Annotated in this window: 12 protein-coding genes; 8 read left to right on the top strand and 4 right to left on the bottom strand. The window is 63.4% G+C overall.

The features are described 5' to 3' along the window. Positions 1 to 262: 262 nt before the first annotated feature. Positions 263 to 946 carry a glutathione S-transferase family protein gene (locus QQK18_RS26280; RefSeq protein WP_284343381.1) on the bottom strand — a complete coding sequence of 228 codons (684 nt, stop codon included), beginning with the start codon at positions 944 to 946 and terminating at the stop codon, positions 263 to 265. Between the two features lie 108 nt (positions 947 to 1054). Here QQK18_RS26280 and QQK18_RS26275 point away from each other — a divergent pair, with 108 nt between their 5' ends. The 6 genes from QQK18_RS26275 to QQK18_RS26250 all read left to right on the top strand — a co-directional run bounded on the left by QQK18_RS26275 (position 1055) and on the right by QQK18_RS26250 (position 7150). After that, positions 1055 to 1534: a MarR family winged helix-turn-helix transcriptional regulator gene (locus tag QQK18_RS26275; RefSeq protein ID WP_284343380.1), complete on the top strand. Its 480-nt coding sequence runs from the start codon at positions 1055 to 1057 to the stop codon at positions 1532 to 1534. A gap of 282 nt (positions 1535 to 1816) precedes the next feature. After that, on the top strand, positions 1817 to 2788 hold the full coding sequence (gene ytfQ, locus QQK18_RS26270; RefSeq protein WP_348523258.1) for a galactofuranose ABC transporter, galactofuranose-binding protein YtfQ: 972 nt from the start codon (positions 1817 to 1819) through the stop codon (positions 2786 to 2788). A gap of 54 nt (positions 2789 to 2842) precedes the next feature. Then, positions 2843 to 4393 carry a sugar ABC transporter ATP-binding protein gene (locus QQK18_RS26265; RefSeq protein ID WP_379995389.1) on the top strand — a complete coding sequence of 517 codons (1551 nt, stop codon included), beginning with the start codon at positions 2843 to 2845 and terminating at the stop codon, positions 4391 to 4393. Positions 4394 to 4395: 2 nt separating this feature from the next. Beyond that, positions 4396 to 5391, top strand: coding sequence for an ABC transporter permease (locus tag QQK18_RS26260; protein WP_284343445.1), 996 nt, complete (start codon positions 4396 to 4398; stop codon positions 5389 to 5391). Further along, a complete protein-coding gene (gene yjfF, locus QQK18_RS26255) occupies positions 5388 to 6356 on the top strand; it encodes a galactofuranose ABC transporter, permease protein YjfF (RefSeq protein ID WP_284343379.1) in 969 nt (322 codons plus the stop codon). Before QQK18_RS26260 ends, yjfF begins: the two co-directional genes overlap by 4 nt. Before the next feature lie 65 nt (positions 6357 to 6421). Beyond that, the gene (locus QQK18_RS26250; protein WP_284343378.1) at positions 6422 to 7150 is read left to right on the top strand and encodes a FadR/GntR family transcriptional regulator; all 729 of its coding nucleotides are present in this window, start codon (positions 6422 to 6424) and stop codon (positions 7148 to 7150) included. 30 nt (positions 7151 to 7180) lie between these two features. Here QQK18_RS26250 and QQK18_RS26245 read toward each other — a convergent pair whose 3' ends face one another. The 3 genes from QQK18_RS26245 to QQK18_RS26235 form a co-directional block, all read right to left on the bottom strand. Continuing rightward, the gene (locus QQK18_RS26245) at positions 7181 to 7489 is read right to left on the bottom strand and encodes a hypothetical protein (RefSeq protein WP_284343377.1); all 309 of its coding nucleotides are present in this window, start codon (positions 7487 to 7489) and stop codon (positions 7181 to 7183) included. Between the two features lie 205 nt (positions 7490 to 7694). Beyond that, the gene (locus tag QQK18_RS26240) at positions 7695 to 9122 is read right to left on the bottom strand and encodes an aminobutyraldehyde dehydrogenase (protein ID WP_284343376.1); all 1428 of its coding nucleotides are present in this window, start codon (positions 9120 to 9122) and stop codon (positions 7695 to 7697) included. Beyond that, on the bottom strand, positions 9119 to 9883 hold the full coding sequence (locus tag QQK18_RS26235; protein ID WP_284343375.1) for a gamma-glutamyl-gamma-aminobutyrate hydrolase family protein: 765 nt from the start codon (positions 9881 to 9883) through the stop codon (positions 9119 to 9121). The genes QQK18_RS26240 and QQK18_RS26235 overlap by 4 nt, the downstream gene beginning before the upstream one ends. Positions 9884 to 9981: 98 nt before the next feature. Here QQK18_RS26235 and QQK18_RS26230 point away from each other — a divergent pair, with 98 nt between their 5' ends. Together QQK18_RS26230 and QQK18_RS26225 are read left to right on the top strand one after the other, a co-directional pair. After that, entirely contained in the window at positions 9982 to 11346 is a 1365-nt protein-coding gene (locus tag QQK18_RS26230) for a glutamine synthetase family protein (RefSeq protein WP_284343374.1), read from the top strand. Continuing rightward, a complete protein-coding gene (locus QQK18_RS26225) occupies positions 11346 to 12650 on the top strand; it encodes an NAD(P)/FAD-dependent oxidoreductase (protein WP_284343373.1) in 1305 nt (434 codons plus the stop codon). The genes QQK18_RS26230 and QQK18_RS26225 overlap by 1 nt, the downstream gene beginning before the upstream one ends. The last annotated feature ends 206 nt before the right edge of the window (positions 12651 to 12856 follow it).

Raw genomic sequence — 12856 nt, 5'->3', positions numbered from 1 at the left:
CGAGGAGGCAGACGCAGGCTGCACCTGCGACGGCCTCAAACCTTCAGCGTGAACTCGGCATAGCCCATGTCCGAGCCGTTGATGCGTAAGGACAGCGCCTGCATGCCTTCATGGTATCGGCGCGCGTCACCGGACGAATGGGATGAGCGCGCTGGAGCGTACGGACTCGCCGGCGGCGAGGGTCAGCGTCTTCCATTTCACGACCGTCTGGTGCGCGAGGCGAGGTTCGGGAGACATGCCCCGAACGACGAAGGAGACAGGTTCATGTCGCCGACTTCAGGAGCCAGGCATCATGGTACCGAAGGAAGCTCTTGAGACGGCCAGGATAGTCTGACACCACCGCCTCCTTCACACTTGGTCTTTCAGCCAGCGCCTTGCGCCATGCGGCAACACCCATCAGGCCGTCGAACACGCCGGTCGGGGCGATGGTGTCGAAGACGTCGAAATACCGGAAGATCGGTGCAAAGACCGCATCCACGAGGCTGAACCGTTCACCGGCAAAAAGGGGGCCTTCTGCCAACTGCTCCTCGAGGCGACCGAATTTGTCGATCAGCGCCCCGCGCTTGGCCTCATGGGTTCCGGCGTCCTTGGCCGTTTCAAAGCCCCAGAGGTCGGAGAGGATCGAGGAACCGAACTCGATCCAGCCGCGATGCCGGGCGCGCGTCAGCGGGTCAGTGGGATGGAGAGGAACACCGGGCTGCGTTTCTTCAAGATATTCGCAGATCACGGCGCTCTCAAACAGAACGGTTTCCGTGCCGTCGTCCTGCCTGACAATCAGCAGCGGCACCTTGCCGAGCGGCGAAAGGGAGAGGAACCAATCGGGCTTGGCCGCGAGATCGACATAGCGGCGCTCGAAGGGCACGCCCTTCTCGGCCAACGCTATGGCCGCTCGCTGGACGTAGGGGCAGAGGTGATGGCTGACGAGGGTCAGCTTGGCATGGGACATGATAGAAATCTCCCGCTCCTGGGTCATGAAAGAGTACCGGGTTCGATATAGATGCAACTGCATTTATATCAGCTTGCCTTGTCCGTCAATCTGAATGTAATTGCATCTATGTCCGATCGCTCAACCGATGCCACTGCCAAGCCTTCCCCGTCGGCAACCCGAGCGTGGATCCGCCTCATGCGCGCGCAACGCGTGGTCCTCGCCGCCATCGAGCAGGATCTCAAGGCGGCCGGTCTTCCACCCCTCGGCTGGTATGATGTGTTGCTGGAGCTCGTGCGTGCCCAAAACGGAAAGCTGCGTCCCTACGAGATCGAGGAACGCACGTTGCTTGCCCAACACAACCTCTCGCGGCTCATCGACCGCATGGAGAAGGACGATCTGGTGCGGCGTGAGGCTTTCGCGGAGGACGGTCGCGGTCGGTGGGTAACCGTCACCGAGACCGGCCGTGCCATGCAATCGCGCATGTGGTCGGTCTATGGCGCTGCGATCCAGACGCACCTCGGGGAAAAACTGGACGATGCCCGCGCCGACCAACTTGCAGAGCTGCTGGCTGTTCTTTCCAGGACGCCGTCATCCTCGCATACTTGAGTATTGCGGACGCCGGAAAGCGTTCGCGGTGGTTCAGCACAGGGACTATGCCGTTTCGGCAGTTGGTCGATCAACAGCTACCGCACCAAACCCGGTGCATGTTGCACGCTCGGGGTGCAGCTGTGCTCGGAGAGTTGAGTGCGGTAGCTGGTGCGCGCCGTGTTGGCGAACCGCCACGCATCCCACCTGACTAAACCCACTTTACATATAATAGTACTTTATATAGCGTCCCTTCACCGCCTAGAAGCGAACGCGCCGGGCGGCATTTGGGAGGATTTCATCGTGAGCATCATTACCAAGCTTGCCCTCGCGGCAGGCCTCGCTACCGCCTTGTCTTCGGCAGTCCTGGCTCAGGACGTTTCGGGCAAAGTCATCGGCTTTTCGCAGATCGGCTCGGAGTCCGGCTGGCGCGCCGCCGAGACCGCCGTCACCCGTCAGCAGGCAGAGGAACGCGGCGTCGACCTCAAGTTCGCCGATGCCCAGCAGAAGCAGGAAAACCAGATCAAGGCCATTCGCGGCTTCATCGCACAAGGGGTCGATGCGATCCTGGTCGCACCGGTCGTTGCCACCGGTTGGGATGACGTGCTGGCCGAGGCCAAGGAAGCCGAGATCCCGGTCGTGCTGCTCGATCGCGGGGTCGACGCCCCTGAGGACCTCTACCTGACGTCGGTTGCGTCCGATCAGGTCAAGGAAGGCCGCGTCGCGGGAGAGTGGCTGGTCGAGGCGGTGGGCGACGAGGATTGCAACGTCGTCGAGTTGCAGGGCACGGTCGGCTCGACCCCTGCCATCAACCGCAAGGCAGGCTTCGAGGAAGCCATCGCCGGTCACGACAACATCACCATTTCCCAGAGCCAGACCGGCGACTTCACCCGCTCCAAGGGCAAGGAAGTGATGGAAGCCTTCATCAAGGCGTCCAACAATGCGGCCGATATCTGCGCCGTCTATGCCCATAATGACGACATGGCAGTCGGCGCCATCCAGGCGATCAAGGACGCCGGCCTCAAGCCCGGCGAGGACATCCTGGTCGTCTCGATCGACGCGGTGCCCGACATCTTCTCGGCCATCGCCGCCGGTGAGGCCAATGCTACCGTCGAGTTGACGCCTAATATGGCCGGCCCCGCCTTCGATGCCCTCGCCGCCTACTGGGCCGATGGCACCGAGCCCGAGAAGTTCATCATCACCGAGTCCAAGCTCTATACCGCCGACAGCGATCCGCAGGGCGAGTACGAGCGTCGCAAAGACCTCGGTTATTGATAGACTGATCCCATAGAAGGCGAATCCCCGCCGATCCGGCGGGGATTCGCATAGATGGCTATCCCGCAAGGATGGCAGGGAGGGGCGATGGGCGGAACCGGCTATGCTCTGGAGGCGCGCGGCGTCGTCAAGATTTTCGGCAATCACGTGGCGCTCGACGCCGTCGATTTCGGCCTCCGGGCCGGCGAGGTGCACGCGCTCCTGGGCGAAAACGGTGCCGGCAAGTCGACGCTGATCAAGATCCTCACCGGTGCCTACCAGCCCGATGGCGGAGAGGTTCTTGTCGACGGGCAACCTGTGAGCCTCGATACGCCCCAACAGGCTCAGGCGCTGGGCATCGGCACTGTCTATCAAGAAGTCAATCTACTGCCCAACCGTTCGGTGGCGGAAAACCTGTTCCTGGGGCACCAGCCGACCTGGTTCGGGCTGACAGACCGCCGCAAAATGGAGCGGGACTCGCGCGCCATCCTCAAACGCTATGGCCTCGACATCGATCCGGCGAGCGAGCTCGGCGCCCATTCCGTTGCAGTGCAGCAGATCGTGGCCATCGCCCGGGCGGTGGAGCTTTCGGGCAAGGTCCTGATCCTCGACGAGCCGACCGCGAGCCTTGATCGCAACGAAGTCGAGCGCCTCTTCGAGATCATCCGCGACCTCAAGGCACATGGCCTTGCCATCGTCTTCATCACCCACTTTCTCGAACAGGTCTTTGCGGTATCGGACTATGTGACGGTCCTGCGCAATGGCCGGTTGATCGACACCCGCAAGCTCGATGACGTGACCCGCACCGATGTCGTGCGGCTGATGCTGGGCAAGGATATCGCCTTTTCGGGCGCGACGGGTCTCGCGGACGCCCGACCGACCGGCGAAGTCCTGCTGGACTTCACCAATTTCGGCCGCAAACGCAGCGTGCATCCGTTCAATCTGACCATCCACAAGGGAGAGGTCATCGGTGTCGCCGGCCTTCTGGGTTCGGGGCGCACCGAAATGGCGCGCATCATGTTCGGCGCGGACGCCGCCGACGAGGGCGAGGTGAAAATCGCCGGCAAGCCAACCAGCATTTCCCGACCGACCGATGCGATCGCACATGGCTTCGGCTTTTGCCCTGAAGACCGCAAGGCCGAAGGCATTTTCGGCGATCTGTCGGTGCGCGAGAACATCATCATCGCCCTGCAGGGCAAGCTCGGCTGGTTCAGCGCGCTGACCAGGGACGAGCAGATGGAGATTGCCGGCAAGTTCGGCGAAGCCATGGATATCCGCGCCGCTTCGCTCGACATGCCGGTGAAGCTCCTTTCGGGCGGCAACCAGCAGAAGGTGATCCTGTCGCGGTGGCTGGCCACCGACCCGGCCTTCCTCATTCTCGACGAGCCGACACGTGGCATCGACGTCGGGGCGCATGCCGAGATCGTGCGCACCATAAACCGGCTGCGCGATGAAGGCCTGGCGCTCGTCGTCATCTCCTCAGAAATCGACGAGGTCGTTGCTTACTCGTCGCGGATCGTGGTGATGCGCGACCGCGAGCTGGTGGCAGAGCTCAGCGGCGAGAACATCAGCCCGGGCGTGATCGTCCAGGCCATTGCCAATCATCGGGAGGGGACCCCGACATGACGATGCGTCGCGCTTTGTCCAGGATGGCCAATCCGCAATTGCTGGCGCTTGTCGGCGTGCTGCTGATCAACTGGATCCTGTTTCCGAATTTCTTCCGGATCACCTGGCAGGACGGGCGTTTGTTCGGCAGCGTGATCGACGTGCTCAACCGCGGGGCGCCGGTGGCGATCCTCGCCATCGGCATGGTCGGTGTCATCGCCACGAAGGGGGTCGACCTATCGGTCGGCGCAGTCATGGCGGTAGCGGGCGCGGTTGCGGCAACGCTGGTGGTCGCCGGTTATCCGGCGCCTGTCGCCGTCGTCGCCGCGCTTCTCGTTGGGCTTCTCTGCGGCCTCTGGAACGGCTTCCTGGTGGCCGTGCTCGACATCCAGCCCATCGTTGCGACACTGGTGCTGATGGTGGCCGGGCGCGGCATCGCCCAACTCATCACCGAAGGCTTCATCGTCACCTTCAACGATCCGCTGCTGGTCTTCATCGGCACCGGTTCATTGCTGGGCCTGCCGATGGCCACCGTCATCGCCATCGCGATGCTGGTGCTCGTTACGCTCCTGGTGCGCAAAACAGCGATAGGCCTTTTCATCGAGGCGGTGGGCGTCAATCGTGCTGCCGCCACGCTTGCCGGCATCCGCAGCCGCATGCTCCTGATGCTCGTCTATGGCCTTTCGGGTCTCTGTGCGGCCGTCGCCGGGCTTATCGTTGCCGGAGACATCCGCGGTGCCGACGCCAACAACGCCGGCCTCTGGCTCGAGCTCGACGCGATTCTCGCGGTCGTCATCGGCGGCACCTCCCTTCTGGGTGGACGCTTCTCGGTGCCTCTGGCGGTGGTGGGCGCCCTCATCATCCAGGCCATGAACACCGGCATACTGGTGTCGGGCTTTCCGCCCGAGTTCAACCTCATCGTCAAGGCGGCGCTGATCTTTCTCGTCCTCATCATCCAATCGCCACTGGCGACACGCGTCGTCGTGGTGAAAAGGCCCGTCCGGGAGGCCGGCAAATGAACCGTAGCCTGCGTCCGCTCGTCGCCACCGCCGTCATCTTCGCCATCGCCTACGCGCTCAGCATCCTTCAGTTCCCCGGTTTGTTCTCGACGCGAGTCCTCGGCAACTTCCTCACCGACAATGCCTTCCTCGGTATCGCGGCCGTCGGGATGACCTTCGTGATCCTGTCCGGCGGCATCGATCTTTCCGTCGGCGCCGTGATCGGGTTCACCGGCGTGCTGGTCGCGGTCCTCATCTCCTGGGCCGGCTGGCATCCGCTCGCCGCCTTCGCCATGGCCTTGGCCTCGGCGGCTGCCTTCGGTGGCCTCATGGGGCTGGCCGTACACTATCTGCAGGTGCCGGCTTTCATCGTCACCTTGGCCGGCATGTTCCTGGCGCGGGGCGGCGCGTCGGTCATCACCCGGGATTCGATACCGGTAAGCCATGAGTTCTACGACTGGATTTCCAGCCTCATCATCCGCCTGCCCGGCGGCGGGCGCCTCAGCTTCATCGGTCTCTTGATGGTCGCCATATTCGTCGTCGGAGCGCTGGTGGCGCATCGAACCAAGTTCGGTTCCTATGTCTATGCGCTCGGCGGCAACAGCGTCTCCGCCTCGCTGATGGGCGTGCCGGTGGCCCGCACGACCGTCGGCGTCTACATGCTTTCGAGCATGCTGGCCGCCTTGGCGGGAATCGTGTTTTCGCTCTATACTTCAGCGGGCTACCCGCTGGCGGCGGTGGGCGTCGAGCTCGACGCCATCAGCGCGGTGGTCATCGGGGGGACACTGCTCACCGGCGGCTATGGTTTCGTGCTTGGCACGTTCATCGGGGTGATGCTGCTGGGGCTGGTGCAGACCTACATCATCTTCGACGGAACATTGTCGAGCTGGTGGACCAAGATCGTCATAGGGGCCCTCCTGTTCCTCTTCATCGTCCTGCAGCGGCTGATCTTTGCGGCCTCGGTGCGGGGAGAGAAAGCGTCGTAGATGTGGGTTGCGCGTTCGGCCAAGTTGGCTAGCGTCCCTGCTGCAGGAGCTCGGAAAGAGCGGGCATGATCGAGACAGGCAGCCTTATCCGCTCGCTCTCCGGGCGGCCTGCTGCGCGCAACTTCCACACCTTCGTCATCAATGAGATCGGCCAGTCCATCGTCACCGGCAAGTTTCCGGTCGGGTCGGTCCTCGCCAGCGACGCGGTGATGATGGAGACCTACGGCGTCTCGCGCACGGTGCTGCGCGAAGCGCTCAAGACCCTCGAAGCCAAGGGCCTGGTCGAAGCCCGCCCCAAGGTCGGCACCCGCGTTTCCCCCCGCAGCCGCTGGAACTTCCTCGATCCGCAGGTGCTGGCCTGGTTCTTCGACGCGCCACCCGATACCGCATTCTACGAGAGCCTGTTTCGGGTTCGGGCAGCGCTCGAAACCCCGATCATTGAACTGTCGGCCCGCCGGCGGACGGCCGAGCATGTACGGCTGATGAAATACTGGTGCCACCAGATGGAGATAGCCGGCGAGAGCCTCGAACAGTTCGGGCTCGCGTGCCTCGAGGTGCACGGAGTCCTCGCCGAAAGCGCCCAGGACCCGCTGCTGCGCTCGGTCATCGGCGTGGTGGAACTGACCCTGGCACTTGCCCTCACCCGTGACCGGGCGATGCCCGCGGAGGACTACAGAGCGCAGTCGGCTGCCCTCTTCGTGCGCCTGACCTCGGCTGTCGAGAACGGAGAGGCCGAGGAAGCCCTGCGGATTTTCGCGGCGTGCCGGGAGCTCGATCGCGGCCAGACGATGTGAGCGTCTTCGCGAGGCGTTGGCTGACCGACGTCATCCGAACGCGAGGCACCCTTGCTGGTGATTCACCGCAGGGTGATAGATGATGAAGCTGTCGCCGAAGTCGGCCAGTCTTTCGGCATCAGATCTCGGAAGCCACGCCGTCCGGATAATCGGGGCGTACGGATCGCCCGCCACGGCGGTCGTTACCACACATACGAATTCAATCTCTCCGGGAACCAGAAGATCGGGTTGATAAAGCCTCTTCATGTGCCCCGGAGGTATGTGATGACCCGGCTTGTGGTGCGCAAGGCTGGGAGTGACGCCAAGAAGCAGGGCAAGGATAACGGCAGCAAACCGCAAAGGTTCTCTCCTTTGTTATGGCCCCGAGCCAGCAGGGCTAACCGCTGGCACGATGGGAGGTTCCCTTGCTTGGCCGAGATAAGTGGCCGTTCTGTGAGGGCCGCTGCGACCGGCGCAACACCCCGGGTTCAGCGACGAGCCCGCCCAAACTCTTGGTCGTCGCGCCGGATTCATCGGTCAGACTTGTTTCCGCGATCCGCCAAGATCAGCCGAGCATGATGTGGCGGATCTGGGTGTAGTCGATCAGCGACTGCATCGAGAGATCGGAACCATAGCCGGAGTTCTTCATGCCGCCATGGGGCATTTCAGTGGCCATGACCCCATGGGTATTGATCCAGGTGACGCCATATTCCAGCGCGTTGGCGATGGCCATGGCCTGCTCCGTCTGGCGGGACCAGACCGAAGATCCGAGCCCATATTCCGAGGCATTGGCCCAGTCCAGCGCTGTCCGGACGTCGGCGAACGGGGTGATGCTGAGCACCGGTCCGAAGACTTCCTTCTGCACGATCTCCGCTTCAATCGGTGCCGCCACCAATGTTGGCGAAAAGAAATAGCCATCCGATTCGGCCGGCGCCCCCTGCATCACGTCGCAACCGCCGGCGCGCGCTCGCGATACGAAGCCATCGACACGCTCCAACTGGCGGGCGCTGATGACGGGGCCGAATTCGACATCGTCCCGCTCCGGGCGGCCGTAGACCAGTGAGCCGATCATGGCTTTCAGCTTGTCGGTCAGGGCCTGGACAACGTTGCGATGCGCAAAGATGCGGCAGGCCGCCGTGCAGTCCTGCCCGGCATTGTAGAAGCTGGCCTCGCGCAGGGTCTCGACCAGTTTATCGAGATCGGCATCCTCGCACACGATTACCGGCGCCTTTCCGCCCAGTTCGAGGTGGGTGCGCTTGATCATCGGCCCGGCCGCTGCCTGCAGCACAGCCCGGCCCGTCCGCACATCGCCGGTCAGCGAAATCATCCGCACCAGATCGTGGGAGATCAGCGCCTGGCCCACATCGGGTCCACTGCCGCACACCACATTGACGACACCCGCCGGCAGGATTTCCGCAAATACCTCGCTGAGCGCCAGAAGGCTGAGCGGCGTCAACTCGGAGGGCTTGATGACCACGGCATTGCCTGCGGCAATGGCCGGCGCGATCTTCCAGGCGGCCATCAACAGGGGATAGTTCCACGGCGCGATCTGGGCGATGACGCCGATGGGATCGCGGCGAACGAGGCTGGTCAAAACCGACGACCGGTAGTTGCCCGCAGCCGGCGCCGGCATGTTGCGCACCGCCGTGCCGAAATAGCGGAACACGTCGGCCACATTGGCCAATTCCCCGGCTTTGACGAAACGCAGCGGCTTTCCGGCATTGCGCGATTCAACCTCTGCGAGGGTAACCGCGCGGGCTTCGACGGCCGCTGCAATGGCCAGCAACGCCGCACTGCGCTCACGCGGGGTCCGCTGTGACCAATCCCGACAGGCGCCACTGGCGGCCTTCACGGCCTGGTCGATCTGCCCTTTACTGGCCGAGGCCACCTCGGCCATCGGCTTTCTCAGCGCGGGCTCGTAGACGGTCTCCACCCGCCCCTCGCCGGCGACGAACTCGCCGTTGATGAACAGGCTGGTCCCGAACGCACTCATGCGGTCATCTCCGATGTTGGGATGTATTGGGAACGTGCCACTTCCCCCAGATAACGCCAGAAGGCCATGTCGTGCGGCCGGCCCTCGGGCCGCCACTCAGGATGCCATTGCACTGCAAAGACCGGCGCGGGCGTATGCGAGGCCCAGACTGCTTCGATGATCCCATCCGGACCCGTGGCATTGACCACCAGCCCTTCGCCCAGACGGTCGATTGCCTGAAAGTGAACACTGTTGACCGCAAGCCGGGCGTTGTCGGCAAAGCGGTAGAGCGTACTGTTGGCGACCACGTCGATCTCGTGCTCGAAAGCAAACGTCTCCTCGAGCGAGGCATCGGACGGAGCATGATGCAGCCCGGCCAGACCGCTTTCGCGCAGGTCGCGCAGCGTGCCGCCCAACGCCACGTTGATCTCCTGCAGGCCTCGGCAGATGCCGAAGACCGGTTTTGCCGCCATGATCGCCGCACGAATGAGTGCCTGGCTCACGTCATCGCGCCCTTCGTCTATCGGCGTCCGACCAGCCCGGTCCGAGCCATAGCGATCGGGAGCGATATTGGAATTACTGCCTGTCAGCATAACGGCATCGAGGCGCGCCACGATTTCCGTGACGTTAGCCGGGGACTGGTTCGACGGCACGATGAGGGGAATGGCCTCAGCAAACTGTTCGACGGCCTCCAGATAGCGCCGCTTGACCGTTTGGGCCGGTTCACCTTCCACCTCGCGATTACACGCGATGACGCCAACGATCGGCCGGGGCTGGAGCATGTTCGCATCCGATTCCGCATTCCACCGCACCGCCTCCCGAAACGCGGCGGCACCTGCTAGGCTGATGCTATCACATACGAAAAAGGCGACGGACAGGCATGAGTTCCGAAACGATCGCAAACGAAGACATCGTCTCCTGGCTTGCGGACAACCCGCAGATCGAAGTTCTTCATACAGCCGTATGCGACCTCAACGGCATCCTGCGCGGCAAGCGCATCCCCATAGACCAGGCGCGGCGCGTCGCCGAGAACGGCATTCGCATGCCGCTATCGACTGTCAGCCTCGATGTGTGGGGCGAGGATATCATGGGCAATCCCATGGTTTTTTCCAGCGGCGACACGGACGGCATCTGCAGCCCCACCGGCCGCGGCGCGCTGCCCATCAACTGGACGACGCGCCCCAGCGCCATGATCCCCCTCTGGCTGTTCCAGGACGCACAGACCCCTTTCCTCGGGGATCCGCGCCAGGCGCTCGCCCAGGTGCTGCGGCGCTATGCCGAGCATGGCCTGAAACCGGTTGTGGCCACCGAACTCGAATTCTATCTGGTCGATCCTGACGCCGACCATGCCAGACCCCCCATCTCGCCCTATACCGGGAAGCGCCTGGATTCGGACGCCCTGCTGTCCCTCGACGAGCTCGAGGATTTCGGCGAGTTCTTCCGCGACGTCTATCTGCAATGCGAACAGCAGAACGTCCCCGCCGATACCGCGGTCGCCGAGAACGGCATCGGACAGTTCGAGATCAACCTGCTGCACACTTCCGATGGTCTCAAGGCCGCCGACGATGCCGTGCTGTTCAAGCGCATCGTCAAGGGCGTGGCCCGTAAGCACAATCTGGTCGCGACCTTCATGGCCAAGCCCTATGGCGCGCGTTCAGGCAATGGCTTCCACGTGCACTTCAGCCTCAACGACGCGGCCGGCAACAATGTCTTTGACGACGGCACCGAGACCGGGTCGGAATTGATGATGCATGCCGTGGGCGGGCTGCTCTCGGGCATGGCGGAGACGACGCTGCTTTTTGCCCCGCATTTCAACTCCTATCGGCGCCTTCGCCCCGACACCCATGCGCCCAGCGCTGTCTCCTGGGGCTATGAGAACCGCACGACAGCCGTGCGCATTCCCGGCGGCAGTCATGAGTTCCGCCGCATTGAACATCGCGTCGCCGGCGCCGATGCCAATCCCTATTTGGTGCTGGCCGGTATTCTGGGGGCTGCGCTCGTCGGCATCGAGGACCAGATCAAGCCGCCCAGACCGTTCAAGGGCCGCGCCTATTCGGAACGGCTCCCCAAGCTGCCGGCCGACTGGGCCTCGGCCGTCAACGCCTTCGAGGATGGCAGCATGGTTCCCCGCATTTTCGATTCCTCCCTGCATTCCATGTTTGTCGCCTGCAAGCGGCAGGAGATCGCCGGCTTTGCCACCCAGGTCACCGATCTGGAGTTCAGCGCCTATCTCGAGGTCGTGTGATGACTTCGGCATCCTATCCGGGCGACGGGTCCTACCCGCCCAGCTATTACGCGGCCTCGCGCAACATCACCCGCCAACCCCGGATGCTCGAAGGCGAGGTGGAGGCGGATATCTGTGTGGTCGGTGCCGGCTATTCCGGCCTGTCCGCAGCCCTGCACCTGGCACAGAACGGGTTCAAAGTCGTGGTGGTCGAAGGCGCAGCCGTCGGCTGGGGGGCCTCGGGCCGCAATGGCGGCCAGATCGTCAACGGCCTCAACGCAAGCCTCGAGACCATCACTCGCCGTTACGGCCAAAAGGCCGGCGATTTTATCGGTGGCCTGCTCCAGGAAGGCGCCGGCATCATCTATGACTGGGTGGAGCGCTATGCCATCCAATGCGACCTCAAGCGCGGCAACATCTATGCCGCCTATACCGCCAAACATATGCAGGAGCTGGAGGCCAAGCAGGCGCTATGGCGCCAGCACGGCATGGACGACCACGAACTGCTCGACAGGGAGGCGATCCGGCAGCACATCGGCAGCACCGTCTATGCAGGCGGCATGATCGACCATTCCGGCGGGCATATGCACCCCCTCAATCTGGTGCTGGGCGAAGCCGCCGCCCTTGAAAGCCTGGGCGGAACGATTTTCGAGCACTCGCCCGCGACGGCGGTCAAGCAGAACGCATCGGGCGCCAGCGTTCGGACCCACCACGGGAGGGTCTCCGCCAAGGCGGTCCTGGTATGCGGCAATGCCTATCTCGGCGATGTGGTGCCCGAGCTCGCCTCTCGGGTCATGCCCGTCTCCACACAAGTGATGGCCACCGAACCGCTCAGCGCCGAGCGGGCCAAGGCGCTCCTGCCCAGCGACATGTGCGTGGAGGACGTGCGCTACATCCTCGACTATTTCCGCCTCAGCGCCGATCATCGCCTGATCTTCGGTGGCGGCGTGGTCTATGGCGGCACCGATCCGGCTGATATCGTCGCCAAGTTGCGACCGAACATGAACAAGGTCTTCCCCCAGCTCGGGGATGTCCGCATCGACTATGCCTGGAGCGGCAATTTCGCCCTGTCTTTCTCGCGCGTGCCGCAAATGGGAAGGCTCGGCGGCAGGGTCTATTTCGCTCATGGCTATTCCGGCCACGGCGTCACCGGCTCACACCTCTTCGGCCGCATCCTTTCGGAAGCCGTGCGCGGCGACATGACGCGCTTCGACACCTTCGCCAGCCTCCCCTGGATTCCATTCCCCGGCGGCCGCATGTTCCGGGCTCAGTACTCGACCCTTGGCTCCTGGTGGTACGCGCTCAAGGACCGGCTCGGTATATGAGGGCGGACGGGTGGTGCTGGGGGCGGCCGATGCAGATTGGTCAACTCTAAACGGACGCGGTGTAAGTCCAAGCTCCGGTCGACCCGCAGCGGCGGGTGAGAAAGAAGGCCGGGAGGCGCTCGACCGGAGACTGTCCGCTTTGCGCCGGTGAGTTCAACCGGTCATCGCAACACCTCTAATCTGAGAGGATGGGGAGGTGTCGCATG

This window comes from Devosia nitrariae (genome assembly GCF_030160115.1).
Taxonomy (GTDB): Bacteria; Pseudomonadota; Alphaproteobacteria; order Rhizobiales; family Devosiaceae; genus Devosia; species Devosia nitrariae.
The sequence above is the reverse complement of the archived record's forward strand: the minus strand, read 5'-3'. Positions and strand labels throughout refer to the sequence as shown.